Genomic DNA, 26,324 nt, shown 5'->3' with positions numbered 1-26,324 from the left:
CACCCTGCGGGCCCAGGCCGGGTCCGCCCTCCGGCGGGGAGGTGCCCCAGCGTGCCTCCGCCGCGGTCTCGTCCGGCCTGGTCCGTAGGACATGGGCTCGCCCTGTCGTTCGGATCGGGTCAGGCGGTCGTCGCCGGGGTGCGCACGCCCCGGTCTCCGGTCCGGAGGTGGCCCCGCCTCCGGACCGCCGGTGCACGCACGCCTGGGGTACCCCCGGCAGACGCCCACGGGTCCGACGTGGTCCGAGAGGGGCCCGGGGGCGTGCCTTGTGGCCCGGGCTGGGGGGTGCCGCACTGCAGGGACTCTGCCGCGGTCTCGTTCGGCCTGGTGCGCCTCGGTCTCCGGTCCGGAGGTGGCCCCGCCTCCGGACCGCCCATGCACGCGCGCCTGGGGGTACCCCTGGCAGGCGCCCACGGGTCCGACGTGGTCCGGGAGAGACCCGGGGGCGTTCCTTGTGGCCCGGGCCGGGGGGTGCCGCGCTGCAGAAACTCTGCCGCGGTCTCGTCCGGCCTGGCACGCCCCGGTCTCCGGTCCGGAGGTGGCCCCGCCTCCGGACCGCCGGTGCACGCACGCCTGGGGTACCCCAGGCCGACGCCCACGGGTCCGACGTGGTCCGGGAGAGGCCTGAGGGCGTGCCTTGTGGCCCGGGCCGGGGGGTGCCGCACTGCAGGGACTGCGCTGCGGTCTCGTCCGGCCCGGTCCGTAAGACGTGGGCTCGCCCTGTCGTTCGGATCGCGTCAGGCGGTCGTCGCTGGGGCGCTTACGCCCTCGGTCTCCGGTCTGGAGGTGGCCCCGTCTCCGGACCGCCGGTGCACGCACGCCTGGGGTACCCCAGGCCGAAGGGTGGGGAGACCCCCACAGGTCCGAGACGGTCCGGGAGAGGCCCGAGGGCGTGCCTTGTGGCCCGGGCCGGGTCCGCGGACGCCGGGGCATGCGCGCCCCCGGCCCGGTGGCCGGGAGGCGCCTCACCGCACGGACTGCGCTGCGGCCGCGTCCGACCTGATCGAGACCCACGCTCGCCCCGGCAGGAGGGCGGCGGTTCGGGTGGGGTCGTGGTGGTCCACGGCTGGGTGCGTCGGTCGGTGGCGGGGCCCAGGGGGCGGGGGTGCTGGGTGTCGGTGTCGAGGGTGGTGGCCGTGGAGGGGTGGGCGAGGGGGACGGGGCCCCGGCAGGCGGCCGGCGGTTCGGGTGGGGTCGTGGTGGCCTACGGCCGGGTGTGTCGGCTGGTGGCGGGGCCCAGGGGGCGGGTGTGCTGGGTGTCGGTGTCGAAGGTGCGGGCGGTGTCGAGGGTGCCGGTGAGGTCGGGGTGGCGGCCGAGGAGGGTGTGGGCGAGGGTGACGGCGTCCGGGGGGAGGCGGCGGGTGAGGCCGAGGTGGGGGGACCAGCGGCCGGGGACGTAGTGGGGGTCGGGGTCCTCGGCGTGCTCCAGGACCTCCCAGACCCGGTGGTGCAGCTGCATCAGCTCGACCGTCGGGACGACCGACCAGCTGAGCACCCGGCGCCTGCTGCGGGCGGAGAAGGAGAGCAGACCGGTCAGCCGGACGGTCAGCGGCAGGGCGTCGGCGAGGAGTTCGTCGAGCCGGTCGGCCGCCCCGGCGGGCATCCGGGCGCAGGCGGCCAGGGTGAGGTGGGGGCGGTGGCCGGGGTGCGGGTTGTGGGCGAGGCTGTCCACCCCGCCGTCGGCGAGCTGCTGCCAGACCGCGCGCACGGCGCGGTCGAGCGGAGGGTCGCAGAGCAGCTCAACGGTCTGCACGGGCGAGATCCTTGGCGTACCAGACCTCGGCGTAGCGGCGGTCGGTGTAGGCGGGGATCTCCCGGTAGCCGTGCCGGGTGTACAGCGCGCGGGCCTCCACCAGGTCGAGCCGGGTGTCCAGCACGATCCGCTCGGCGCCGAGCGCCCGCGCCGCCGCGTCGACGGCGGCCATCAGCCGCGCTCCGCCGCCGGTGCCGCGCCGGGCCGGGCGGATGTAGACCCGGGTCAGCTCGACGGTGGCGGTGTCGACGACCCGCAGTCCGGCGCAGCCGGCGGCCTCGCCGCCGTAGCGGCCGAGCAGGAAGACGCCGGTGGGCGGCGCGAGGTCGTCGCTGGGCGAGCCGGCGAGGCCGGTCTCGATCTCCTCGGGCGTGCCCTCCCGGCCGAGGTGCAGCCGGTAGTAGCTGTTGGCGACGTCGATGTAGTAGTCGCGCAGCAGCGCGAGGGACTCCGCGGACCCGACGTCGGCGGGCGCGATCGCCCAGGGTTCGGTCGTACCTCGCTGCGTGCTGATCGTCATGGGCGCATTATCGGGCGCCCGCCGCTCCTGCCGCGAGCCGTTTTCGATCATCCCGCCGCCGGTCGGCCGGGCGGGTGACGGGGGGATTGGGTGACCGGCGTGGCGGGGGAGCAGTGGGGCTATGGACAGGTCATCAGATAGTCGTACTAGTAGGGGGTTGGCGGGGCGGAGGCGCGGGTGGGGACGGAACGGGCTGGCCGCCGTGGTGTGCCTGGCCGCCGCGGTGGCGGGCTGCGGCGGCCCCGGCGGGGGCGGGGAGGTGCACCAGGCCGGGCGCACCGGGGCGAGCGCGGCGGCGGACCGCGGCGTGCCGCGCCCTCCCGCCGTGCCGGTGGTGCTGCCGGGGCCGGCCCGGGCGGAGGAGGAGGCCAGCAGCGAGGCGGTGGCCCGCCGGGCGGAGGCCGCCAGGGCGGTGCTGGAGACCGCGGCGCGCTGGGGCCTGGCGCGGCCGCCGTTGCCGGCCCCGCCGCGCCCGGCGAGCCGGCCCGAGCTGGTCGCCGCCCCGGGGGTGAAGCTCGCGGACGGGGTGCCGCCGGTGGTCTACCGGGTGCCCACCGACGAGCGGATCGTCTTCCTGACCGTGGACGACGGCGCCGAGAAGGACCCGGAGTTCAACCGGATGGCGGCCGAGCTGGGCATCCCCCTGTCGACCTTCGTCGCCGACTACCTGGCCCGCCCCGACTACGGCTACTTCCGCGCACTCGCCGCGCAGGGCGACGCGGTGAACAACCACACCATCAACCACCGCAACCTCAAGGTGCTCGGCTACGGCACCCAGCGCGAGGAGATCTGCCGCCAGCAGGACCAGCTGGAGGAGCAGATCGGCACCCGCCCGCGGCTGTTCCGCCCGCCGTACGGCGAGTACAACGAGGACACCCTGCGGGCCGCCGCCTCCTGCGGGATCGAGGCGGTGCCGCTGTGGAACGAGGAGGCGTTCCCGGACCGCGTCGAGTACCGCTACGAGGACCGGCGGCTGCACCCGGGCGACATCATCCTCACCCACTTCCGCGGCACCGACCTGTGGAGCGGCACCATGCCGGACCTGCTGCGCAAGGTGGTCGACGAGGTGACCGCCCAGGGCTTCGCGCTGGCCCGGCTCGACGACTACCTCTAGGGCGGCCGGCTCCGGGGCGGCCACCATCAGGGCGGCCGGCTCCGGGGCGGTCGCCTCCGGGGCGACTGCTGACGGGCCCGCGCGGGGGCGTCAGTCCAGCGCGAGGGCGTCCAGGTACACCCAGGCGCCCTCGTGCCGCACGAACCGGCTGTGCTCGGTGAGGACGCCCTCCTCCCGCCCGTCCGCGTAGTGGGCGCGGAAGGCCACCGTGCCCTCGGCGTGAAACGGCCCGCCCTCGGTGGTGGAGAGCACCTCCAGCCGCAGCCAGCGCAGCCCCGGGTCGAAGTCCACCGAGTCCGGCCGGCTGTCCGGGTGCCAGGTGCGCAGCAGGTAGGCCTCGTCCCGGGCGGCGAAGGCGCTGTAGCGCGAGCGCATCAGCGCCTCCGCGGTGGTCGCCGCGGCCTGGCCGCGGTGCAGCCGGCCGCAGCACTCGGCGTAGCTGGCGGGCAGGCCGCAGGGGCAGGGCGAGGACGGCAGCAGGCGCGGGGCGGGCGCGGCGGCGCGGGCGGGGGAACGGCGTCGGGACATGGGTCCATTCTGGCGCCTCGTGGGGGCGGTGCGCGCCGGGCGTCCGGTCCGGGGTCGTCCCGGACCGCCGTGGGCGGGGGCCCGGGACGGGGGCGGGCGCCGGACCGGGGCCGGGACGCGGCCGGTGCCCCAGGCGCCCGGGACAGCGGGTGACGGACCGTGGGAGGCGCACCCGGTACCCGCCGGGCGCCGGTCCCGTCCGCAGCCTCCCGGGAGCCTCCACGGAGCCTCATGACCCCCCATCTGTTTGACTGTCCTCGGACAATGTAAAGTCCGGAAATCTGCTTGCGGCGTCGGCAGGACGCACGGGTGGCGTAGCTGACGGACCGTTGGCGAAACCGTAGCGGTCCGAACTGACCCTGCCAAGGGGGCGTCGAGGGGACTGACAATCTGTAAGAAATCGCCAACGAACCGTCACGCTTCAGCACCGCTGACGGGGGAGAAGGGGGTGATCTTTCCGGCATATCGAACGAGTGACGGAAATGTGCTGGTGATTCGTAGATCTTTACCCCACCATCTCCCAGGGCACACCGCCCATTTCTCGCCGACCACAAGTCGATGCAGCAGCACCCCTCGGGAGAGAGTGATGAGTTCGACGGGACTTCCCCCGCTGGATCCGGCCGCCCCTCTGGCCGCCCTGGTTTCCGCGCAGGTCAGACGAACACCGGACGCCACCGCCGTGATCGACGGCACGCGCCGGCTGACCTACCGTGAACTGGACGCCGCGGCGGACGCCATGGCGGGCCGGCTGGCCGCCGCCGGTGTCCGGGCCGAGACCCTCGTCGGGGTCTGCCTACCGCGCACGGCGGACCTCGTGGTCAGCCTTCTGGCGGTGCTGCGGGCCGGCGGCGCGTACGTGCCGCTCGACCCGGCGTACCCGCGCGACCGCCTCGAACTGGTCGTCGGCGACGCGCAGGCCCCCGTCGTGGTCACCGACCGCGCCCACGAGCACCTGCTGAACGGTGCCGGCGCCACCCTCCTGTACGTCGACGGCGAGAGCCCCTCCGCCCCGCTCGACCCGGCCGCCGAGCGCCCCACCACCGGTGACGCCACCACCGACGCGCTCGCCTACGTGCTCTACACCTCCGGCTCCACCGGCCGCCCCAAGGGCGTCTCGGTCACCCAGCGCGGCGTCAACGCCATGCTCCGCTGGGCCGCTGGCACCTACACCGCCGCCGACCTCGCCGGCGTGCTCTTCGGCACCTCCGTGTGCTTCGACATCTCGGTGTACGAGCTGTTCCTCCCGCTCTCCGTCGGCGGCACGATCATCGTCGCGGAGAACGTCCTGGCCCTGCCCGAGCTGCCCGCCCGGGACGAGGTCACCCTGGTCAACACCGTGCCCAGCGCCATGGCGGCGCTGCTGCGCGGCGACGGCCTTCCCGGCGGCGGGGGTCTGCCGGGCACCGTGCGCGTGGTCAACCTGGCCGGCGAGGCGCTGCCCCGCCACCTGGCCGACAAGGTCTACGCCCAGCCCCGGGTCGAGCGCCTCTACAACCTGTACGGGCCCACCGAGGACACCGTCTACTCCACCTGGTCGCTGGTCACCCGCGACGGCACCGGCGAGCCGGTCATCGGCCGCCCGCTCGACGGCACCCTCGGCCACGTCCTGGACGAGCAGCGGATACCCGTGCCCGACGGCGGCATCGGCGAGCTCTATCTCTCCGGCGAGGGCCTGGCCCGCGGCTACCACGGCCGCCCCGACCTCACCGAGGAGCGCTTCGTCCACGTCGACGGCCTGCGCTGCTACCGCACCGGCGACCTGGTGCGCCGGCTGCCCGACGGCGACCTGGAGTACCACGGGCGCGTCGACCACCAGGTGAAGGTCCGCGGCTTCCGCGTCGAGCTCGGCGAGATCGAGGCCGTGCTCGCCACCCACCCCGCCGTCGAGTCCGCCGCCGCCGTCGTCCAGCGCGACGAGGCCGGCGACTACCTGGCCGCCTTCGTCCAGCCCGCCGCCGGCGCCGCCGAGCCGACGCCCGCCGAGCTGCGCGCCCACTGCGCCGCCGCCCTGCCCGGCTACATGGTGCCGCTGGCCGTCGCCGTCCTGGAGACGATGCCGCTCACCCCGAACGGCAAGACCGACCGCAAGGCGCTGCCCCCGGTCGCCCGCAGCCGCGCGGGGCACGAGCTGTTCGTCGCCCCCCGCACCCCCGTCGAGACCCGGATCGCCGAACTCTGGCAGGGTCTGCTCGGCGTGCCGGAGGTCGGCGTCCACGACGTCTTCCTCGACCTCGGCGGCCACTCGCTGCTCGCCGCCGGCCTGCTCGCCCGGGTCGAGCGCGAGTTCGGCACCCGGGTGCCGCTCGCCGAGTTCTTCGCCGCCCCGACCGTCGCCTCCCTCGCCGTGCGGGTCGCCAACGGCGGCGGCGGACGGGCCTCCGTCGAGCCGCCCCGGCGCCGGGCCGACCTGCCCGCCCGCGCCACCGACTTCCAGCACGAGCTGTGGCTGCACGAGTCGATGCAGCCGCACACCCCGCTTTACAACGTGCCGCTGCGGATCCGCGCCGAGGGCGCCCTCGACCGCGAGGCGCTCGGCCGCGCGCTCACCGAGGTCGTCCGCCGCCACGAGGCGCTGCGCACCGCCCTGAACGGGGCCGCGATCCCCACCGAGCACGACCCGGTCGTCGCCGACGTCCGCCCGCCCTACACCGTCGAGGTCCCGCTGCTCGACCTCACCGGGCCGCACGGCGCGGCGCCCGACGAGGAGACGATCGACGACGCGCTGCGCGCCGAGGCCGCCCGCCCGCTCGACCTGCCGGGCGGCCGGCTGCTGCGCGCCCTCGCCCTGCGCACCGGCGAGGACCGGCACGAGCTGCTGTTCACCGTGCACCACGCCGCGATGGACGGCTGGGCCGCCGGGCTGTTCCTCGCCGAGGTCGCCCGCGCCCACCAGGACGGCGAACTGCCCGAGCCCGCGCTCCAGCTGTCCGACGTCGCGCGCTGGGAGGAGCTCAACGTCGCGGCCGGCCGCGAGGCCGCCGAGCGCTGGGGCCGGCGGCTGCGCGGCATCGAGGGCGACCAGCACCTGCCCGGCGACCGTCCGCACCCCAACCCGCAGGACATCGCCGGCCGGCGGATCGCCCGCCGGCTCGACGCCGGCCTCGTCGGCGGCGTCGAGAAGTGGGCCGCCCAGGAGGGCGCCAGCCTCTACATGGCGGTGCTCGCCGCACTCGGCGGCGTGCTGCACCGCTACACCGGCCGCACCGACGTCGCCGTGCTCAGCCCCTTCGCCGTCCGCCCGGTGCCCGAGCTGGAGACGGTGCTCGGCTCGCTGATCAACACCGTCGCGCTGCGCTTCGACGTGGCCGGCACCGACACCTTCCGCGAACTGCTCGCCCGGGTCCGCCCGACCGTCCTGGAGGCCGCCGAGCACAGCGGCCACCCGTTCGTCGACCACGCCCGCCGCTCCGGCGGCTCGGCCGGCCTCACCGCCTCGCCGATCTCCCAGGTGCTGCTGGCCGTCCAGAACCACCCGGTGCCCGGCGTGCGACTGCCCGGCCTCGACCTGACGTTCGTCGCCGAGGTGTGCAACAGCACCGCGAAGACCGACCTCTCGCTGTTCCTGGAGTTCCCGGCCGACGGCCCGCTGCTGTCCGCCGAGTTCCGGACCTCCCGCTACGAGGAGCGCTCCGTGCGTGCGGCGCTCGACCACCTGGTCGCGCTGCTCGCCGCCGCCGTCGCCGAACCCGACCGCCCGCTCGGCGAGCTCGCCATGCTCTCCGCCGCCGAACTCGCGGCGGAGGAGCCGGTCAACCGCACCGAGGCACCGGTCCCCGACGCCCGGCTGCACGAGCTGGTCGCCGCCAGTGCCGCCCGCACCCCGGACGCGCCCGCCGTGGCCGCCGCCGACGGCACCCTCAGCTACGCCGAACTCGACGCCGCCGCCAACCGGCTGGCCCACCTGCTGGCCGCCCGCGGCGCGGGCCCCGGCAGCCTGGTGGCCGTCGCCGTGCGGCGCGGCAGGCTGCTGCCCGCCGCCCTGCTCGGCGTGCTGCGCAGCGGCGCCGCCTACCTGCCGCTCGACGTCGACCAGCCGCTCGCCCGCAACCGGGGCGTGCTCGACGACGCCGGGGTCACCCTGCTGGTCGCCGAGACCGCCACGGCCGGCGACGAGCTGCTGCACGGCCGCGCGAGCGTCCTGGTGGACGGCCCCGAGCACGCCGCGGCCCCCGCGGTCGCGCCGGCCGTCACCGTCGGCCCGGAGGACCCGGCCTACCTGCTGTACACCTCCGGCTCCACCGGCCGCCCCAAGGGCGTCGCCGTGCCGCACCGCGCGATTGTCAACTTCCTCACCTCGATGGGCCGCGAACCCGGCCTCACCGAGCAGGACGTGATGGCCGCCGTCACCACCGTCACCTTCGACATCGCCGGCCTGGAACTGTGGCTGCCGCTGGTCACCGGTGCCCGGGTGGAGATCGCCGACCGCGCCACCGCCACCGACGGCGCCGCGCTCGGCGCCTGGATCGAGAAGCAGGGCGTCACCCACGTCCAGGCCACCCCCGCCACCTGGCGGATGCTGCTGGAGGCCGGCTGGGACGGCCACCCCGGGCTGACCGCCCTGTGCGGCGGCGAGGCGCTCACCGCCGACCTCGCCCTGGCCCTGCTGGGCCGGGTCCGCGCGCTGTGGAACCTGTACGGCCCGACCGAGACCACCGTCTGGTCGACCGCCCAGCAGGTCACCCCCGAACTCGCCGCCCACGGCGGCGTGGTGGCCCTCGGCGCGCCGATCGCCAACACCCGGCTGCACCTGCTCGGCCCCTCCGGGCAGCCCGTCCCGGTCAACGGCATCGGCGAGCTGTGCATCGCCGGCACCGGCGTCGCGCTCGGCTACCACGGCCGGCCCGACCTGACCGCCGAGCGGTTCACCCCCGAACCGGGCCGCACCGACGGCGCCCTGATGTACCGCACCGGCGACCTCGCCTGCCGCCGCGCCGACGGCCGCCTGGAGTACCACGGCCGCGCCGACGCCCAGGTCAAGCTCCGCGGCTTCCGCATCGAGCTGGGCGAGATCGAGGCCGCGCTCACCGCCGTCCCCGGCGTCACCGCGGGCGCCGCCCGGCTCGTCGAGACCCCGGCCGGCCCGGCCCTGGCCGGCTACGCCGTCGCCCCGGGCCTCACCGAGGACGCGCTGCGCACCGCCCTCATCGAGCGGCTGCCCGACTACATGGTGCCCGCCGGCCTCGTCCTGCTCGACGCCCTGCCGCTGACCCCGGCCGGCAAGGTCGACCGGGCCGCCCTGCCCGTGCCGCAGCTCGGCGGCGCCGGCGCCCCGCCCGAGGGCGACTGCGAGGAACTGCTCGCCGACCTGTGGATCGAGGTCCTCAAGGTCGAACGGGTCTCCCGGCACGACGACTTCTTCGCGCTCGGCGGCCACTCGCTGCTCGCCACCCGGCTGCTCGCCAGGATCCGGGACACCTTCGAAACCGAACTGCCGCTGCGCGTCGTCTTCGAGGACCGGACCCTGGCCGCCCTCGCCCGCCGCGTCGAGGAGCGCCTGCTGGAGGAGATCGACGACCTCGACGACCTCGGCGACGACCTCGGCCCCGACGAGACCGCCGGGAGCGCCCAGTGATCCACCGCACCGAATCCGGAACCACCGGCAACTCCGGGGAGTCCGGAACCACCGACGCACGCACGGCCGCCGGCGACACCGGCGCCCGAACGGGGGAGACCACCGCATGACCGACCAGCCCACCGCCGGGACCGTCCCGGAACCGGATCCCGCCGCCAGACGGCAGGAACTGCTGCGCCGCCGCCTCGCCAAGGCTAAGGCCGCCAAGGCGGCGGCCGCGGCCGGCGGCACCGACCGCCACGGCATCGCCCCGCGCCCCGAGGGCACCCCGGCACCGCTCTCCTCGGCCCAGCGCCGGATGTGGTTCCTCGCCCAGTACGAGCCGGACAGCGCCGCCTACCACATCCCGCTCGCCCTCCACCTGGACGGCGAGCCCGACGAGGCCGCCCTCGGCGCCGCCCTCACCGACGTCCTCGCCCGGCACGAGGTGCTCCGCACCGTCTACCCGGAGGTCGACGGCGAGGTCCGCCCCGAGACCCTGCCCGCCGACCGGTTCACCCTCACCACCGCCGACGTCCCCGCCGACCGGGTGGACGCCTGGCTGGAGACCGAGGCCCGCCGGCCCTTCGACCTCGCCGCCGACCTGCCGCTGCGCGCCGCCCTGCTGCGCACCGGCGACGGCGCCGTGCTCAGCCTGGTGCTGCACCACATCGCGGCCGACGGCTGGTCGATCGGCGTGCTCTTCGGCGACCTCGCCGCCGCCTACGGCGCCCGCCGCGCCGGAGCCGCCCCGGCGTTCGAGCCGCTGGCCGTCCAGTACGCGGACGTCGCGCACTGGCAGCAGACCGAGCTCGCCGCCGAACTCGACCGCCAGCAGGCCTGGTGGCAGGAGCGCCTGCGCGGCGCCACCGCCACCGTCACGGTGCCCGCCGACCGGCCGCGGCCCGCCGTGGCCGGCACCGCGGGCGCCCGGTTCACCGAGGAGCTCGGCGCCGAGCGCAGCCGCCGGGTGCGCACCCTCGCCGAACAGACCGGCACCACCGTCTACATGGTGCTGCTGGCCGCCCTGCAGACCGTCCTCGGCCGCTACACCGGCAGCGAGGACGTCACCGTCGGCACCCCGATCGCCGGACGCACCCGCAGCGAGACCGAGCCGCTGGTCGGCTGCTTCGTCAACACCCTGGCGATGCGCACCGACCTCTCCGGCGACCCGACGGTCCGCGAGCTCCTGGAGCGCGTCAAGGACGCCACCCTCGGCGCCTACGGCCACCAGGACCTGCCCTTCGAGCGGCTGATCGACGCCCTCGGCCTGGAGCGGGAACTCGCCCACACCCCGCTGTTCCAGGTCCTGCTGAACGTCCACAACCAGGCCGAGGCCCGCCCCGAGCTGCCCGGGCACGAGGTCAGCTGGAGGCCGGTCGGCACCGACACCGCCAAGTTCGACCTCTCGGTCGCCGTCGTCGACACCGGCGGCGAGCTCGCCGCCGACCTGGTCTGGCGCACCGAGCTGTACGACGAGGCGACCGTCCGCCGGGTCTTCGGCCACCTCACCACGGTGCTCGACGCGATGGCCGCCGGCCCCGACCGCCCGCTCGCCGACCTGCCCCTGCTCACCCCGTCCGAGCAGCGGCAGCTCGCCGTCTGGGACGACGGGACCGAGCGCGGCTGGGACCTCGACGGCACCCTGCACGCCCTGGTCGAGGAGCAGGCCCGCCGCACCCCCGACGCGCCCGCCGTGCGCGGCGCCGACGGCGTGCTCAGCTACGCCGAACTCGACCGGCGCGCCAACGCGCTGGCCCACCGGCTGCGCGCGCACGGCGTCGGCCCGGACCGCCCGGTCGGCCTGCTGGTCGAGCGCTCCGCCGCCCTCGTCGTCGGCATGCTCGGCATCCTCAAGGCCGGCGGCGCCTACCTGCCGCTCGACCCGGTCTACCCGGACGGGCGCATCCACGCCCTGCTCGACGCGTCCGGGGCCGCCGCCGTCGTCACCACCGACGACCTGCGCGAGCGGCTCACCGGGGACCTCCCGGTGGTCGTCCCGGACGGCGAGGAGCGCGCCGACGCGCCCGGGGCGGACGTCCGCCCCGAGCACCTCTGCTACCTCATCTTCACCTCCGGCTCCACCGGCGCCCCCAAGGGCGTCGCCGTCGAGCACCGCAACTACCGCAACTACCTGCACGGCCTGCGCGAGCGGATCGGCGGCGACCAGCAGGGCTGGAACTGGGCGCTGGTCTCCACCTTCGCCGCCGACCTCGGCACCACCAACGTGTTCGGCGCGCTCACCGGCGGCGGCTGCCTGCACCTGCTGACCCGTGACCAGGCCACCGACCCGGACGCCTTCGCCGCCTACGTGGCCGAGCACCGGATCGACGCCATGAAGCTGGTCCCCAGCCACCTGGAGGGCCTGGCCGCGCTCGGCACCGGCCTGGGCGCGATCCTCCCCGCCCGGCTGCTGATCTGCGCCGGCGAGGCGCTGCGGCCCGACCTGGTGGACCGGATCCGGGCCGCCCGGCCCGACCTGCCGCTGCACAACCACTACGGGCCCACCGAGACCACCGTCTCGATGCTCGGCGCGCCGGTGCCCGCCGACCTCGGCGACGCGGCCACCGCGCCGCTCGGCCGGCCCTTCGGCAACGTCCGCGCCCACCTCCTGGACGCCCGCCGCCGCCCCGTCCCGGTCGGCGTCCCCGGTGAGCTGTACGTCTCCGGCGGCGGCGTCGCCCGTGGCTACCTCGGCCGCGACGACCTCACCGCCGAGCGCTTCCTGGAGGTGGACGGCCGCCGTGCCTACCGCACCGGCGACCTGGTCCGCCGCCGCCCCGACGGCGCCGTCGAGTTCCTCGGCCGGATCGACCACCAGGTCAAGATCCGCGGCTTCCGGGTCGAGATCGGCGAGGTCGAGGCCGAGCTGACCGCCCGTCCCGAGGTGCGCGAGGCCGTCGTGGTCGCCCGCGGCGAGGGCGCCGCCCGTTCCCTGGTCGGCTACCTGGTGCCCGCCGACCCGTCCGCCGCGCCCGAGCCGGGCGAGCTGCGCGCCGCGCTGCGCACCCGGCTGCCCGACTACATGGTCCCGGCCGCCCTGGTCGTCCTGGACGCCCTGCCGCTGAACGCCAACGGCAAGGTCGACCGGGCCGCGCTGCCCGAGCCGGTCGCCGCCCAGCCGGTCTCCGGCGGCGGCGAGCTGACCACGGACACCGAGCACGCGGTCGCCGACGTCTACCGCCAGGTGCTGGAGGCCGGGGAGATCGGCGCCGCCGACGACTTCTTCGCCCTCGGCGGCGACTCCTTCTCCGCCGTGCGCGCGGTGCGCCTGATCGGTGACGGCCTGTCGGTCATCGACCTCTTCCAGCACCCGACCGTCCGCGAGCTCGCCGCACTGATCGACGCCCGGGCCGGCGGCACCGCCGACGAGGGCCCGCGCACCCTGCTGCACAAGCTCACCCGCGGCAACGCCCCCGCCCGGATCAACGTGGTCTGCGTCCCCTACGGCGGCGGCAGCCCGATCACCTTCCAGCCGCTCGCCGACGCGCTGCCCGACGGGCACCGGCTGTACGCCGTCGAGCTGCCCGGCCACGACCCGAGCCGGCCCGACGACGAGCTCGCCGAACTCGCCACCCTCGCCGACACGCTGACCGCCCAGGTGCTGGAGAAGGTCGACGGCCCGGTGCTGCTCTACGGCCACTGCCTGGGCGGCGCGCTCGCCACCGCCCTCGGCTCGCGGCTGGAGGCGGCCGGCGTCGACCTGCGCGGCCTCGCGCTCGGCGGCACCTTCCCCGCCGCCCGGCTGCCCGGCCGCTTCGCCGAGTGGATGGCGCGCCGGATGCCGGGCGACCGGGTGCTGTCCAACCGCGGCTACCTCGAATACCTGCGCGCCATGGGCGGCTTCACCGACGTCTACGACCAGGCCGAGCAGGACTTCCTGGTCCGGGCACTGCGCCACGACGTCCGGCAGGCCGAGGACTTCTACACCCGCGCCTACGGGGACGAGCGGCCGGAGAAGATCGGGGCCCCGATCCTGTGCGTGGTCGGCGAGAAGGACCGCGCCACCCAGCTCTACGAGGAGCGCTACGCCGAGTGGGAGCACTTCGGCGACCGCGTCGACCTCGCGGTCGTGCCGCGCGCCGGGCACTACTTCCTCAAGCACCAGGCCGACGAGCTCGCCCGGGTGCTGGCGGAGTTCGCCGCCACCGGCACGATCTCCGACCCGGCCGCGGTCAAGCGCCCGGCCGCCCGGGCCGAGCTGGGCATCTTCGCCAAGGTGGCGATCGGCCAGTTCGTCTCGATGATCGGCACCAGCCTGTCGACCTTCGCGCTCGGCGTCTGGGTCTACCAGCAGACCAACTCGGCCTTCGACTTCGCGATGATCTCGTTCATCGCGGTGCTGCCGGCCGTCCTGCTGCTGCCGGTCGCCGGCGCCCTCGCCGACCGGGTCGACCGGCGCAAGATCATGATCGCCACGGACACCGTGGCCGCCGCCGGCATGCTCAGCCTCGGTCTGCTGCTCTGGGCCGACCTGCTGGAGATCTGGCACATCTACGTAGTGGCCTGCATCGGCTCCACCTGCGGAGCCTTCCAACGGCCCGCGTACCTCGCCTCGATCACCCAGCTGGTGCCCAAGCGCTACCTCGGACAGGCCAACGGCCTCGCCCAGCTCGGCACCGGCGCCGGCGACATGATGGCCATCCTGGCCGGCGGCGTCCTGGTCTCCCTGGTCGGCCTGCACGGCGTCGTGCTGTTCGACATGGCCACCTTCCTGATCGGCGTCACCTGCCTGCTGCTGGTCCGCTTCCCGGACGCCCTGTTCGACAAGCAGGAGGAGCCGCTCTGGCGGGAGGTCGTCACCGGCTGGCGGTACATCGCGCGCCGCCACAGCCTGGTCGCCATGGTGGTCTTCTTCGTGGTGTTCAACTACCTGTTCGCCGTCGCGACCGTGCTCGTCACCCCGATGGTGCTGGCCACCGGAACGCCCTTCCAGCTCAGCGTCATCACCGCCCTCGGCGGCCTCGGCGCGATGATCGGCGCCCTGGTCATGGGCCTGTGGGGCGGCACCCGCCGCCGCACCGTCGGCATGATCGGCTTCACCTCGGTGGTCGGCCTCGCCGCCGTCCTCACCGGCAGCCGCCCCGAGACCGCCCTCACCGCCTGCGGACTCTTCGTCCTCTGGGCGTCCATGATGATCCTGAACTCGCACTGGATGTCGCTGATCCAGACCAAGGTCGGGATGGAGCTCCAGGGCCGGGTGCTGGCCACCAACCAGATGCTGGCCATGTCGATGATGCCGCTCGGCTTCCTCACCGCGGGCCCGCTGTCCGACCACGTCTTCGAGCCGCTGATGCGCCCCGGCGGCGCGCTCGCCGACTCGGTCGGCCTGGTGCTCGGCACCGGACCCGGCCGCGGCGCCGGCCTGCTGCTCGTCGTGGTCGGCCTGGTGCTCTTCGTCTGGGGCCTGCTGGGCCTGGCCTACCGTCCGCTGCGCCTGCTGGAGGACATCCTCCCGGACGCGCTGCCGGACGCCGAGATCGGCGACAAGGACGCCATCCAGGCCGAGGCCGACCGGCAGCTCGCCCTCGCCGAGGCCGCCCGGAAGGGCCGCGCCCCCGGTGCCGTGCGGGTGCCGCGCCCGTCCGGCACGCCCGAGCCGGTCGAGGACGACGACTCGGACGACCGGGTGCACGCCTCCACCGGCCGCCGGTAGGCCGTCGCCCGGAAACGCCGGCGCCCCCGTCCCCTCCTCGCAGGGGGCGGGGGCGCCGGCGTCCGCTACCGGGCGCGCTTGAACGCGTAGTTGAAGTCCGTCGTGCCGAAGGCCCCCATCAGGCGGATCCAGAACGGCATCATCATCTCCATCGCCCGGGCACCCGTGATGTCGCCCAGGTCGATCACCCATTCGGCCGGCCAGCCGAAGGTGCCCAGCAGTGCCACCGTGCGGGCCTTGGCGTCCGCGTCGTTCCCGGCCACGAACAGGTTGTGCTCGCCCTCCAGCCGGGCCGGGTCCACCATCAGCGGCGCGGTCAGCGTGTTGAGCGTCTTCACCACCAGCGCCTGCGGGAACTCCCGCTGGATCCGCTCGCCGACGCTGTCGGTGTTCACCGGGTCCAGCGTCAGCTCGCCCTCCGGCGAGAAGACCAGCGGGTTGGAGAGGTCGATCAGCAGCTTGCCCGCCAGGTGCTCCGCCCCGGCCGACCGCAGCGCCTCCACCGCGACCGTCCCCGGGGTGGCGTTCAGCAGCACCTCGCCGAACGCCGCGGCGTCGGCGAAGGTCCCGTGGTGGCCGCCGGCCCCGGCCTGTTCGGCCCAGGCGGCGGCCGCCTCGTTGTCCTTGCTGCGCGAACCGAGCGTCACCTCGTGACCGAGCGCCACCAGCTTGTCCGCGATCGTCCGCGCGACCCCGCCCGTCCCGATGATTCCGTACCGCACCTGCCGTACCCCCTGTCACTCGGACCACTTGCCGCACCGACCCTATAGGGCTCGTCTTCACACCCCCGCCTGCCGCCCTCCGGGCGGACGACGGGGGTGTGAAGACGACCCCTGGGGCACCGGGGCCCGCCCGTCCGGCGAACCGGTGCGAACGGGTGAACCACCCGGTGGCGGGCGGCGGCCGGGTGCGCGGCGCGGGTCGGTCGCCCCCTCGGCGGACCCGTTCGGCGCAAGGGCGGCAACCGACGGCCGGTGGCGATCGGCGTCGACCGTGACGCCCCCCGCCACCACGGCCCCGCCCGGGGCCGGGACGCCGGGCGGGGCGCGTGAGGTGCTCAGAGGCGGGCGGTCACCGTCTTCGGGCGCTGGTACTCGTGCAGGGCCAGGACCGACAGGTCGGTGCCCTGGCCGGAGGCGCCGCGCCCGCCGTGGGGGAGTTCGGCGCTCTGGACGAGGTGGCAGTTGATCCAGGCCTCGCCGGCGTCCAGACGGGCGGTGAGGTCGAGGGCGGCGGACAGGTCGCCCGTCCAGACGCTGGCGCCGAGGGCCTGCGGCACGGCGTTGGCGAGCGCGAGGGCCGCCTCGACGGTCGGGGCGTGCTGGACGGTGAGCAGCGGGCCGAAGACCTCCTCGACCACCGCAGGGTCGTCGTCCGGGAGGTCGGCGAGCAGCCGGGCGGGTCGCCACAGCCCGTCGGCGCGGCCGGGCGCGGGCAGCGAGCGCTTCGCGCCCGAGGCGGCGAGGATCCGGTCGTAGCGGGCGGCCTGGGCGGCGTTGTTGAGCGGGCCGAAGTCCCGGCCGGCCTCCCGTTCGCCGAGCGCGGCGGCCAGCGCCCCGACGGCCCGTTCGTGGTTCTCGGTGAGGGTGATCACCCGGGCGGGCGCGGCGCAGCTCTGCCCGGCGTTGTAGGTGCAGGCGGCGGCGAGCGCGGACCAGGTGTGCGCGGGGGCGTCCGGCAGGACCAGCACGGGGCTGTTGCCGCCGAGTTCCAGGCTGACCCGGCGGTGGCCGGCCCGGGCGGCGATGTCGGCCCCGGCGGCGGCGCTGCCGGTGAAGGCGATGAGGTCGACGTCGGCGGCGACCAGCAGCCGGCCGGTCCCGCGGTCGCCGGGCAGGGCGGTGAGCACGTCCGCGCCCAGCGCCTCGGCGGCGTGGGCGGCGAGCAGGGTGGCCGAGTCGGGGGTGGTCTCGGCGGGCTTGACGACGACCGTGTTCCCGGCGGCGAGCGCCGGGGCGCCGCGCCAGGCGGCCATCAGCAGCGGGTAGTTCCACGGCACGACGGCCGCGACCACGCCGACCGGCTCCCAGCGCACCCAGCTCTCGTGGCCCGGCAGGTAGCGGCCGGCGGCCGGGGCGGTGCCGGTGCGGGCGGCGCCCGCGTAGAACCGGAACAGGTCGGCGACCTCGCGTATCTCGGCGGCGGCCTCCGCCTCGGGTTTCCCGGTGCCGGCCTGCTCCAGCACGGTGTACTCGGTGAGGTGACGCTCGATCAGGTCGGCGAGCGCGTCCAGGCGGCGTTCGCGCTCACGCGGGGTGAGCGCGCGCCAGCGCGGGGCGGCGGCCCGGGCGCGGGCGACGGCCTCGGCGACCTGACCGGCGCGCGCCGGGACGAGCGTGCCCCGGGTGTGGCCGGTGCGCGGGTCGGTCAGGTGGAGCTCGGGCGCTTCGGGGGAATCGGTGGTCGGTGCCATGACGGGGCCTCCCGGGCCGGGGCAGCAGGGGACGGAACGTTCGACGGGGTCACAGGTCGTAGGCGCGCAGCCAGAGTTCGAGGGTGAGCACCAGCCAGAGCTTCCCGCCCTGGCGCGGCAGCAGGGTGCCCTCGCGGCGCATCCAGGTGCGGACGGTGTCCGGGCGGACCAGTCCGCGCTCCCGGGCGGTGCGCCCGAGCAGCAGGTCCCCGGAGAGCTCGCGCAGCGGCCCGTGCAGCCACTGCTGCACCGGCACCCGCATGCCGCTCTTCGGCCGGTCGACGACCGCCGCCGGCAGCAGGTCCCGCACCGCCTCCTTGAGCACCCACTTCTCCACCGTGCCGCGCAGCTTGAGGGTCGGCGGGGTGGCGAAGGCGTGGTCGACGACCTGCCGGTCGAACAGCGGCGAGCGGCCCTGCACCCCGCGCGAGGCGGTGAGCCGTTCGACCTTGGTGAGGATGTGGTGGGCGCCCTTGGTCCGCAGGTTGCAGTGCAGCAGCTGGTTGAGCAGCGCGTGCATCGGCCCGGGCGTCAGGTACGGGGCGACGAAGCGGCGCGGCTGCGGCTGCCCGTCCAGGGCGCGCAGGGCCTCGGCGGTCAGCAGCCGGGGCAGGTCCTCGTAGCACTTGCGGTAGGACCGCAGATAGGCCTCGGCCCGGGCCTCGGGGGACGGGTCGTCCCGGTGCATCTCGTGGACCAGCATCGGCAGGTTCTTCGGCCCGCCGTACACCGGGTCGCCGCCCTCGCCGTTGAGCGAGACGGTGATCCCGTCGGCGGCGACGGCCTCGGCGAGCATCAGGTTGGGGACGGTCAGCGGGTCGCCGACCGGGCTGTCGAGCAGGGCGACGGTGTCGGCGAGCCGGGCGGCGACCTCCTCGCCGGAGACGGTGAGGATCCGGTGCCGGGTGCCGCAGTGGCGGGCGACCAGCCCGGAGTACCCCAGCTCGTTGGGCAGCCGGTCGCCGAAGCTGATCGAGTAGGTGTGCACCGGGTGGTCGTGCAACTCGGCGGCCAGCGCGGTGACCAGCGAGCTGTCGACGCCGCCGGACAGCAGCACCCCGACCGGCCCGCCGGCCGGCAGCCGTCGCGCGGTGGCCTGTTCGAGCAGCTCGCGCAGCTCCCGCACGTACGTCCCCTCGGGCGGCGCCGCGCCCTCGGGCAGCCGCTCGGCGGGCTCCCAGTACGGTTCCTGGCGGGCGGTGCCGTCGGCGGCGAGGCGCAGCACCCGGCCGGGCAGTGCCTCGTGGACGCCGCGCAGCAGGGTCTCCTCGCCGGGCAGGTAGGCGAAGGTCAGGAAGGAGCGGACGGCGGCCAGGTCGAGGCCGGTGCCGAGCGCGGGCCAGTGGCGCAGGGCGCGCAGCGAGGTGGAGGCGGCCCAGCAGCCGTCGGCCCGGGCGTAGAACAGGGTGCGGGTGCCGGTGTGGTCGCGGACCAGCACGAGGTCGGCGCCGTCGACGACGGCGAGCGCGAACATCCCGTCGGCCCGGCGCAGGCCGTCCGCGCCGAGCCGCAGCCACAGCCGCAGCAGCAGCTCGCCGTCGGGGCAGCTGGCGGGCGCCGGGGAGCCGGCCGCGGCGAGGGCGGCGAGCAGCTCGGGCCGGTTGTGCAGGGTGACCTCGCCGACGGCGGTGGTGCCGTCGACGGTGAACGGGCCGGTGGCGAAGCCGGGTTCGGCGGGGAGCAGGGCGGCCTGCGCGCCGTCGGGCGCGGGGGCGCCGGTGAGCGCGGCGAGGTGGGTGCGGGCCCGGTCGGCGTCGGGTCCGGCGCAGGCGCAGCAGCGGGGCATGGTGGTGCGGTGCCTTTCGTCGAGTGGCGGCCCGGCGGGGCGGGCCGGGGCCGGGAGCCGGCGGCGGCTCAGCCGAAGTCGTCGCCGTCCCAGCCGTCGTCGGAGTCGTTCCAGTCGCCGAAGTCGTCGTCGGCGGCCGGGTCGGCGTGCGTCCCGTCGTGGTCGTCGTCGTCCGTCGACACCTCGCCGCCGCCGTCGCCGCCACCGCCCCCGCCGGAGAGGTCGGAGGACTGCTGCCGGCGGGCCTCCTCGCGCAGCTGTTCCTCCTCCGCCTCCGACAGCTCGGTCGGGGGCAGCTGGGCGGCGGTGATCGCGGCGACGCCGGCCACGCCGAGGGCGCCGACCACCACGCCGAGCCGCCCGCCGAAGGAGCTGCGGTTGAGGGTGACCAGCCCGGCGCCCCACACGGTGCGCCCGTAGCCGATGTCCCGGCCGTACTCGGTCGTGCCGTCCGCGTACCGCCGCTTGACCAGGTCGCGGCCGAGGGGTTCGTCGGTGCCGGAGCGGCCGAGGCTGTCGTGCCAGTGGATCTGCCGGTCGGTGCCGCGCCGGCGCCACTCGCTGCGGCCGTCCTCGTAGCGGCGGTGCACTTGGCCGTCCGCCAGCAGTTCGTCGCGGTAGCCGAGGTGGCGTGCGTTGCTCATGGGTGCGGGGTCCTCACGGATCGGGATGGCCTCACGGATCGGGGCGGGGAGGGGGGCGGGCTCAGCCGGCCGGCCAGCTGAGGAAGCCGCTGCCGCGCGCGGTGCGCACGCGCCGGGTCAGCGGGGTGCGGCGCGGTCCGGGCGTCCCGCCGCCGCGGACCTGGCGGATAACCGTGTGCAGCAGCCGGGCGGGGGAGACGGCGGCCAGCTCGATGGTCCGTCCGCTGCCGAGCCAGGCCCGTTCCTCGGGGCGCAGCCCGGCGGGCAGCGCCCCGCGGTAGCCGTGCGGGCCGCGTCCGGAGGTCAGGTGCAGGGTGGTGGCGTGCCGGGGCACCAGGCCCATCGAGCGGACCCGGAGGCCCTGCGGCCCGCCGTGCGCGGCGCCCGGGCCGTACGCCGCCCGGACCTCTTCGTAGCAGGCGAGTCCCGAGGGGCTGGCGTCGTGCAGCACGTGCAGCACGGCGCCCCCGGCCCGTTCGAGGCCCGCCACCAGCCGTTCGTCGAGCGGCAGGTCGCCGGCCGCGACGATCGGGCAGGCGGCCTCCAGGTGCAGGTCGTTGGCGAGCAGCATGGCGGTGATCTCCCGGCTCTGGCAGACCAGCAGCCGGGGCAGCCCGTAGTCGTAGAGGTCGGGCTCCGCGGCGGCGGTCGTCCGGGGGCCGGCCGGGCGGGGCGCGGGCGGCGGCAGCAGACCGGGCAGCCCGGCGCGGCGGGCGGCGAGCGCGGCGGCGAACCGGGCGTAGCGCACGGGCGGTGCCAGCGTGTACGGGATCCGGCGCGGTCCGGCGTGCAGCGGCTGGAGCACCCGGCACAGCTCGTAGTAGAGCTGGCGCTCGGTGTACCGCAGCCCGCCGGGTGCCCCGGCGCGGGCGGCGGCCACGGTCAGCGCGCCGTCCAGCAGCGGACGCAGTGTCATTCGGTTCCTGCCTCTCGTCGTGCCCGCCGTCATGCGGGGCCCTTCCCGAGGTCCGGTCCGCCGGGGCGGCCCCCGTCCCCGGCCGTGCCGTCGGACCCGGGCTCGGGCCAGGTCATGAAGCCCACGGCGAGGGCCCGGCGGCGGGTCTCGACCGGGCTCTCCGGCCGCCCCGCGGCGGGGGAGCCCGCCGGCCCGGTGCGGCGGGCGGCCGGGTCCCGGGGCGCCGGCGGGGCGGTGATCCGCTCGGCGGCCCGCTCGGCGAGCGCCATCAGCCGCTTGGGCGGCAGCGCGGCCAGCGGGGTCCACCAGCCGTCGGCGAACCAGTCGAGCTGACTGCCGGTCAGCTCCGGGACGGCGTGCTCCAGGCGCAGCAGCGACTCCTCGGAGCGGTGGACGTCGCGCAGCAGGGTGTACCTGTGCTCGTCGACCAGCACGGTGCGCACCGACAGTCCGGCGTCCAGCACCCGCAGCCCGGGGCGGGCGGTGCGCGCCTGGGCGACCAGCCGGTGCCCCTTCGGCGAGGCGTCGTGCAGCACCACCAGCGGCAGGCCCGCCGGCACCGCGCGCAGCTCGTGGACGAGTTGCGCGCGGTGGCGTTCGGGGTAGCGGTTGGCGTGCAGGAACGAGGTGACCGTGCGGTCCGGGCAGAGCAGGACGAACGCCGGGTCGGCGGGCACCGGGCCGGGCCGCACCAGCGCGTCCTCCACCAGGCCGGGCGGCAGCGTGCCGTAGACGTGCCGCCACCGGTCCAGCACGGTGCGGCGGAAGACCTCCTCGGTCCACCGCGAGCTCACCGGCGTGGGCGGCGCGGGGACGTCCGACAGCATCACCTGGCGGATGCCGAGGCCGATCAGCAGCAGCGCGACCAGCACGATCAGCGGGCTGAGGCCGGTGTCGATCGCCGCGACGGCGATGACGAGCCCGATCACGCCGAAGCCGATCCGCCCGGCCGCGCGGGCCTTGTCGCCCCGGAACCGCTGCGGTGGGCGCCCCCGGTGCTGCAGGGCGTAGTTCAACTGCCCGCTGGTGACGGTCAGCCGGCCCTCGTCGGAGAGCTTCGCGGTGACCTTGCGGATCCGCAGGTCGTGCAGGCCGGGGCCGTCCACCTTCGGTTCGAGGGCGAACTCCTTGTGGCAGTAGGAGCACCGGCGCCGGGGGCGCTGACGCTGGAGCAGCGACTTCTCGCAGTGCGGGCAGATCATCGCGGTGCCTCCGGCTCCGGCCAGCTGAGGAATCCGACATCACGCCGTGGCACCCGCTCGGCGAGCGCCCGGGCGGCCGCCCGTTCGGCGAGCGCCATCAGCCGCTTGGGCGGCACGGCGGCCAGCGGGCTCCACAGGCCCGCCTCGAACCAGGTGTACTCCTCGGCGGTCAGCTCCGGCAGCTGCCGCAGCAGCTCCGCCAGGGGCTCACGCTTCTGGTGGGCGTACATCTGCACGGCGTTCCGCCCCGCGCCGAGGACGGTGCGCGCCGCCAGCCCGGCGTCCACCACCAGGAGCTCCGGCCGCGCGGCGCGGGCCTCGACGACCAGCAGGTGGCCCCGCGGCGAGGCGTCGTGCAGCACGATCACCGGCAGGTCCCGCGGCAGGTCCTCGACGCGGTCGACGACGACGGCCCGGTGGCGTTCGGGGAAGCCGTTGGCGTGCAGGAAGACCCGCACCGTCCATTCCGGGCAGAGCACCGCGAGCGCCGGGGGGCCGTCCCAGACGGCGGGCTCGACGTCGAGCCCGCCGGTCAGACCGGCCGGGAGGCCGCCGTAGACCGCACACCAGGGGAGCACGACCGAGTCCCGGAAGGTCACGGCGGTCCAGCGCCCGTCCTCCTGCAACGGCTCGGTCCACTCCTGCTGTTCGCGTTCCAGGGCCTGTTGCCGGTACTGCCACGCCCGCTCGGCCTGCTGCCACCGGGCTTCGAGCCGCCTGCGGAACACCAGCCGCCGCACGGGGTTCACCGCCGCGCAGAACAGGAGGAGGGCGAAGAGGGCGGCCGGGACGGCGAGGACGATCAGGGGCACCAGGGCCACGAAGAAGTAGGCGCCACCCAGCGCGAGGCCGCCGAGGACCAGGGTGACGACCAGCTCGCGGACGTCGACCTCGTCGGGTGCGACGGGCCGGCCCCCCGCCCGCCGGGCGGGCAGGGCCGCCGGGCGTCCGCGCCGCTGGAACGCCCAGCGCAGCTGGTCGACCGTCACCACCAGCCGCCCGTTGTCGCCGAGTTGCTCGACGGCCCGGCGCAGGCGCAGGTCGCTCAGGCCCTGGGTGTTCCTCGGCTCCAGGGCGAACCGCTTCCGGCAGCGCGGGCAGGTCAGGCCGAGACGCTCGCGGTGCCGCAGCTCGGCCGCGCAGTGCGGGCAGGTCATCGCGCGCCGTCCTCCAGCGCCGCCGCCAGCTTGCGCAGCCCGGCCGCCAGCCGCTCCCGCCGCCCGACCCGCCCGATCCGCTGCCCGCGCTCCACCGCCCGCAGCGCCTCGGCGAGTTCGTCCTCCGAGCGGCGCTCGGCCTCGGCCGCGGTGATCGCGTAGTCCTCGTGGTCGATGCCGTAACCGGTGTTGGCGGCCAGGATGTTGAGCGGTTCGCGGCCCCGGTTGGCGAAGGAGTGCGGCATCAGCTCGGGTATCCGGATCAGCAGCCCCGGCGTCAGCGGCACCTCGACCACCCGGCGCCGCTCGGCGTCGTAGAGGCCGCAGGCGGCGTGGCCGAGGCTGAGCACCAGGTGCTCGCCGCCGTGCGCGTGCGGGGTGAAGGCGCTGCGCGGTGCGACGATGCCGAGCTTGTAGGTGGCGTTCGACGGCCGCTCCGGCGAGGTCTTGGCGTCGCCGACCAGGTAGTGGGCGTACTGGCCCCGGTCGATGAAGCGGAGCAACTCCTCACCGGCCGGGCCGTGCGGCGACTGCGGACCCAGCTCCCGGGCGCCGTCGCGGTCCGCGAGCAGGACGCGGCCGTCCGGGCGCAGCCGGTACAGTTCGGCGCCGGCCGGCAACCGCCCGGCGAGTCGTTCGAGTTCCCGCAGACCTGACCGTGCGGACATCGGCCACCCCACCCCCACCTCGACTGTGCGACGTCATCCCCGGTGACGCCGGCCGCCGCGCGGCCGGTTCCCGCCGTCCGGGAGCGCCGTCGCGGATCCTACGCAACCCCGGTGACATCGCCCGGGGCGGAGGGGGTCAACGGCCGCGGGCCACCACGAAGTCCGGCAGCGCGGCGAGGAACGCCAGGGCCTGCGCCGCCTCCTCGTCGGCCGGCTCCGGCGCCCCCGCCAGCACCGCCTCCGCCTCCCGCCCGGCGGCCGCCACCAGCCCGGCCGCCGCCTCCCGGGCGCTCGCCACGCAGTCGTACGCCGCCATCCGGTCGAGCAGCCAGGCCACCTCGGCCGCCGCCCCGGGGCCGCGCTGCGCCCGGGTGAGGCTCAGATGCCGCACCACCCGGGCCCGTTCGGCCGGGGTGGCGCGCTCCAGCAGGTGGATCAGCATGAGGGTGCGCTTGCCCTCCCACAGGTCCCCGGCGATCTCCTTGCCGTACTCCTCGGCCTCCCCGGTCAGGTTGAGCACGTCGTCCTGGATCTGGAAGGCGGCGCCCAGGTACCAGCCGAAGCGGTCCAGCCGGTGCGCGTCGGCGTCCGCGCCGCCGGCGACCAGCAGACCGGAGCGGCACGGGTAGAGGAAGGTGTACCAGGAGGTCTTCTTCAGGCACATCCGGTAGTAGTCGCTGCTGGTCAGCCCGCAGACGTTGTCCCGGATCCAGGCGATCTCCAGCGCCTGGCCCTCCAGGGACTGGCGGCACATCAGCTCGGTCTCCTCGAACAGCCGCCAGGCGAGTTCCCCGCCGAGCTCCCGCCGGTTGGCCATCACCCGGCGCAGACCGAGCAGGTTGGTGGCGTTGCCGACGTTCAGCGCCACCTCGACGCCGTACCGGGCGGGCAGGGTGGGCGCGCCGCGGCGCAGCTCGCTGCCGTCCTGGATGTCGTCGTGGACCAGGAAGGCGTTGTGGAACAGCTCCACCGTGACGGCCGGGTTGAGCGCCCGCTCGGTCCGCCCGCCGAATGCCGCGCAGGTGACCAGGCAGAGCGCCGCCCGCAGACCCTTGCAGGGCCGGGTCGGGTAGTCGGCGGCCAGGTCGTAGAGGTAGGGCGGGCTCTGCCCGGGGATGTGGCGCAGCAGTTCCGCGACGGTCCGCTCGCGGTAGCGGGCCAGGACGCGTTCGACCAGCGGCCCGCCGAGGGCGGGGGCCGGGGCCGTCACCCCTGCGGCCGGTGGCCGGGTTCGGCGCCGTCGTCCGGCCGGGCGTCGCGCTGCGGTCCGAACGCGTCCTTCAGGGCGCGGTTGGCGAGGCCGGGGGCGAGCGAGCCGAGGCGGAGCAGCAGGTCGAGGACGTCGTGGGCGTCGGCGGTCAGCCGCCGGGCGTGCTCGGAGACCTCGCCGGTGGTGCCGGCGAGGACCCGCTCGCCGACCGCGTCGATCAGCTGGTGGGTGTTGTCGGAGACCCGGCGCACCAGCCGGTCGAACTCCTCCTGGTCGACCCGGTGCTCGGTGGTCAGCCGCTGCGCCGCGGCCCCGGCGTCGGCGAGTCCGGCGGCCAGTTCGCGCTCCAGGACGGCGGCCGCCTCCATCACCGCGCGCGAGCCCTGCTCGCCCGACTCGCTGAACCGACCGGCGTCGGGCATGGCTGACCTCCTGGTGGGCGTCCCGGACGGGCCGGGCACGGCGGGCCGCTCCGGCGCCGGGAGGGGCGCCGCCTCGATCGCCGATGGTACACGGCCGTGTGCGGAGCGTGTCCACGTGGCGCGGGGGTGGTGACCGGCGGGTGCGCGTGCCGTAGTGCACCCTCGTGGCCCCGGCGCGCGGCGCGGGCCGCGCGCCGCCTGCCGCCCGGGCGGCTCCCTGGGCCGGGGCGCCGCGGCCCGGCGAGTCGGGGGCCGTCCGCCGCCCGGTCACTGGTAGTGATGGCCTGGTCGCGGAGCGATCCGCCGGGGGCGGGGAACGGGACCCTTACGGGACGGCACGGGACAGGGAGCGGTCATGGGTGGCAGGCAGCGTCCGCCGAAGGCGCGGAACGGCCGGTCGGTGGTCGACACCGGGGCGGAGATCGCGAGGTTGGAGGGCTACCTCGCCTGGGAGGCGGAGGTCGAGGCGGCGGCCCGGGACGCCCGGGCCTTCGCCGACCGCTTCCCCTGGCTCCCGGCGGACGACCGCGGGGAACTGGAGCGCGCCTACGCCGACGACCGGCTCCGCTACGCCGAGGAGGTCGTCGACCGGGCCGTGGGCCGCTGCCGCGAGCTGGCCGCCCGCTACCGCGCCGAGTGCCGCCGCGTCTGCGCCCGCTGGGCGGCGGTCTGCCTGTCGGTGGCCCTCGCCGCGGCGCTGCTCGCCGTCCTTCCGGTGGCGCTGCGCGGCTGACGGCCCGCCACCGGCCGCGCGCGCACGGGCCCGCCGCACACCCCTCGGGTG

The 26,324-nt window shown here is 76.0% G+C and carries 17 protein-coding genes; 4 read left to right on the top strand and 13 right to left on the bottom strand.

Annotated elements, in window-relative coordinates; all coding sequences use genetic code 11:
- Positions 1 to 1,204: 1,204 nt before the first annotated feature.
- Complete coding sequence (locus tag ACFVVL_RS02030) at positions 1,205 to 1,753, bottom strand: 2'-5' RNA ligase family protein (RefSeq protein WP_387670665.1); 549 nt, start codon at positions 1,751 to 1,753, stop codon at positions 1,205 to 1,207.
- On the bottom strand, positions 1,740 to 2,273 hold the full coding sequence (locus ACFVVL_RS02025) for a GNAT family N-acetyltransferase (RefSeq protein WP_387670663.1): 534 nt from the start codon (positions 2,271 to 2,273) through the stop codon (positions 1,740 to 1,742). Before ACFVVL_RS02025 ends, ACFVVL_RS02030 begins: the two co-directional genes overlap by 14 nt.
- Positions 2,274 to 2,475: 202 nt before the next feature.
- Here ACFVVL_RS02025 and ACFVVL_RS02020 point away from each other — a divergent pair, with 202 nt between their 5' ends.
- Positions 2,476 to 3,387 (top strand): polysaccharide deacetylase family protein, encoded by a 912-nt coding sequence (locus ACFVVL_RS02020; protein ID WP_387670661.1) that lies wholly within the window; start codon positions 2,476 to 2,478, stop codon positions 3,385 to 3,387.
- A 90-nt stretch (positions 3,388 to 3,477) separates the two neighbouring features.
- Here ACFVVL_RS02020 and ACFVVL_RS02015 read toward each other — a convergent pair whose 3' ends face one another.
- Positions 3,478 to 3,915: a YchJ family protein gene (locus ACFVVL_RS02015; RefSeq protein ID WP_380296163.1), complete on the bottom strand. Its 438-nt coding sequence runs from the start codon at positions 3,913 to 3,915 to the stop codon at positions 3,478 to 3,480.
- 586 nt (positions 3,916 to 4,501) lie between these two features.
- Here ACFVVL_RS02015 and ACFVVL_RS02010 point away from each other — a divergent pair.
- Both ACFVVL_RS02010 and ACFVVL_RS02005 read left to right on the top strand, forming a co-directional pair.
- A complete protein-coding gene (locus ACFVVL_RS02010) occupies positions 4,502 to 9,487 on the top strand; it encodes an amino acid adenylation domain-containing protein (RefSeq protein WP_387670659.1) in 4,986 nt (1,661 codons plus the stop codon).
- Between the two features lie 106 nt (positions 9,488 to 9,593).
- Positions 9,594 to 15,122, top strand: coding sequence for an amino acid adenylation domain-containing protein (locus ACFVVL_RS02005; RefSeq protein WP_387670657.1), 5,529 nt, complete (start codon positions 9,594 to 9,596; stop codon positions 15,120 to 15,122).
- A gap of 65 nt (positions 15,123 to 15,187) precedes the next feature.
- Here the strand turns inward: ACFVVL_RS02005 and ACFVVL_RS02000 are convergent, their stop codons facing one another.
- The 10 genes from ACFVVL_RS02000 to ACFVVL_RS01955 all read right to left on the bottom strand — a co-directional run bounded on the left by ACFVVL_RS02000 (position 15,188) and on the right by ACFVVL_RS01955 (position 25,540).
- Positions 15,188 to 15,844: an NADPH-dependent F420 reductase gene (locus ACFVVL_RS02000; protein ID WP_380297539.1), complete on the bottom strand. Its 657-nt coding sequence runs from the start codon at positions 15,842 to 15,844 to the stop codon at positions 15,188 to 15,190.
- 335 nt (positions 15,845 to 16,179) lie between these two features.
- Positions 16,180 to 17,535: an aldehyde dehydrogenase family protein gene (locus ACFVVL_RS01995; RefSeq protein ID WP_387670655.1), complete on the bottom strand. Its 1,356-nt coding sequence runs from the start codon at positions 17,533 to 17,535 to the stop codon at positions 16,180 to 16,182.
- Between the two features lie 49 nt (positions 17,536 to 17,584).
- On the bottom strand, positions 17,585 to 19,321 hold the full coding sequence (locus ACFVVL_RS01990) for an asparagine synthetase B family protein (RefSeq protein ID WP_387670653.1): 1,737 nt from the start codon (positions 19,319 to 19,321) through the stop codon (positions 17,585 to 17,587).
- A gap of 68 nt (positions 19,322 to 19,389) precedes the next feature.
- Positions 19,390 to 19,965: a hypothetical protein gene (locus ACFVVL_RS01985; RefSeq protein ID WP_380297535.1), complete on the bottom strand. Its 576-nt coding sequence runs from the start codon at positions 19,963 to 19,965 to the stop codon at positions 19,390 to 19,392.
- A gap of 61 nt (positions 19,966 to 20,026) precedes the next feature.
- A complete protein-coding gene (locus ACFVVL_RS01980) occupies positions 20,027 to 20,881 on the bottom strand; it encodes a hypothetical protein (protein WP_387670651.1) in 855 nt (284 codons plus the stop codon).
- A gap of 29 nt (positions 20,882 to 20,910) precedes the next feature.
- Positions 20,911 to 22,083 (bottom strand): hypothetical protein, encoded by a 1,173-nt coding sequence (locus ACFVVL_RS01975; protein WP_387670650.1) that lies wholly within the window; start codon positions 22,081 to 22,083, stop codon positions 20,911 to 20,913.
- Complete coding sequence (locus ACFVVL_RS01970; protein WP_387670648.1) at positions 22,080 to 23,240, bottom strand: hypothetical protein; 1,161 nt, start codon at positions 23,238 to 23,240, stop codon at positions 22,080 to 22,082. The genes ACFVVL_RS01975 and ACFVVL_RS01970 overlap by 4 nt, the downstream gene beginning before the upstream one ends.
- Positions 23,237 to 23,908 carry a cupin domain-containing protein gene (locus ACFVVL_RS01965; RefSeq protein WP_380297530.1) on the bottom strand — a complete coding sequence of 224 codons (672 nt, stop codon included), beginning with the start codon at positions 23,906 to 23,908 and terminating at the stop codon, positions 23,237 to 23,239. The genes ACFVVL_RS01970 and ACFVVL_RS01965 overlap by 4 nt, the downstream gene beginning before the upstream one ends.
- Positions 23,909 to 24,044: 136 nt before the next feature.
- On the bottom strand, positions 24,045 to 25,118 hold the full coding sequence (locus tag ACFVVL_RS01960; protein ID WP_387670646.1) for a polyprenyl synthetase family protein: 1,074 nt from the start codon (positions 25,116 to 25,118) through the stop codon (positions 24,045 to 24,047).
- Entirely contained in the window at positions 25,115 to 25,540 is a 426-nt protein-coding gene (locus tag ACFVVL_RS01955) for a hypothetical protein (protein WP_387670644.1), read from the bottom strand. The genes ACFVVL_RS01960 and ACFVVL_RS01955 overlap by 4 nt, the downstream gene beginning before the upstream one ends.
- Before the next feature lie 355 nt (positions 25,541 to 25,895).
- On the opposite strand from ACFVVL_RS01955, the gene ACFVVL_RS01950 reads away from it, so the two are divergent.
- A complete protein-coding gene (locus tag ACFVVL_RS01950) occupies positions 25,896 to 26,273 on the top strand; it encodes a hypothetical protein (RefSeq protein WP_387670642.1) in 378 nt (125 codons plus the stop codon).
- The last annotated feature ends 51 nt before the right edge of the window (positions 26,274 to 26,324 follow it).

The sequence above is a fragment of the Kitasatospora sp. NPDC058115 genome, from assembly GCF_042884635.1.
In the GTDB taxonomy this organism is placed as follows: domain Bacteria; phylum Actinomycetota; class Actinomycetes; order Streptomycetales; family Streptomycetaceae; genus Kitasatospora.
This window is presented reverse-complemented; position numbering and strand designations above follow the sequence as displayed.

Coding starts and splice junctions, on each gene's coding strand:
- ACFVVL_RS02025 (WP_387670663.1), bottom strand. CDS start 2,273: ATGACGATCAGCACGCAGCGAGGTACGACCGAACCCTGGGCGATCGCG.
- ACFVVL_RS02015 (WP_380296163.1), bottom strand. CDS start 3,915: ATGTCCCGACGCCGTTCCCCCGCCCGCGCCGCCGCGCCCGCCCCGCGC.
- ACFVVL_RS02010 (WP_387670659.1), top strand. CDS start 4,502: ATGAGTTCGACGGGACTTCCCCCGCTGGATCCGGCCGCCCCTCTGGCC.
- ACFVVL_RS02005 (WP_387670657.1), top strand. CDS start 9,594: ATGACCGACCAGCCCACCGCCGGGACCGTCCCGGAACCGGATCCCGCC.
- ACFVVL_RS01995 (WP_387670655.1), bottom strand. CDS start 17,535: ATGGCACCGACCACCGATTCCCCCGAAGCGCCCGAGCTCCACCTGACC.
- ACFVVL_RS01990 (WP_387670653.1), bottom strand. CDS start 19,321: ATGCCCCGCTGCTGCGCCTGCGCCGGACCCGACGCCGACCGGGCCCGC.
- ACFVVL_RS01985 (WP_380297535.1), bottom strand. CDS start 19,965: ATGAGCAACGCACGCCACCTCGGCTACCGCGACGAACTGCTGGCGGAC.
- ACFVVL_RS01980 (WP_387670651.1), bottom strand. CDS start 20,881: ATGACACTGCGTCCGCTGCTGGACGGCGCGCTGACCGTGGCCGCCGCC.
- ACFVVL_RS01975 (WP_387670650.1), bottom strand. CDS start 22,083: ATGATCTGCCCGCACTGCGAGAAGTCGCTGCTCCAGCGTCAGCGCCCC.
- ACFVVL_RS01970 (WP_387670648.1), bottom strand. CDS start 23,240: ATGACCTGCCCGCACTGCGCGGCCGAGCTGCGGCACCGCGAGCGTCTC.
- ACFVVL_RS01965 (WP_380297530.1), bottom strand. CDS start 23,908: ATGTCCGCACGGTCAGGTCTGCGGGAACTCGAACGACTCGCCGGGCGG.
- ACFVVL_RS01955 (WP_387670644.1), bottom strand. CDS start 25,540: ATGCCCGACGCCGGTCGGTTCAGCGAGTCGGGCGAGCAGGGCTCGCGC.
- ACFVVL_RS01950 (WP_387670642.1), top strand. CDS start 25,896: ATGGGTGGCAGGCAGCGTCCGCCGAAGGCGCGGAACGGCCGGTCGGTG.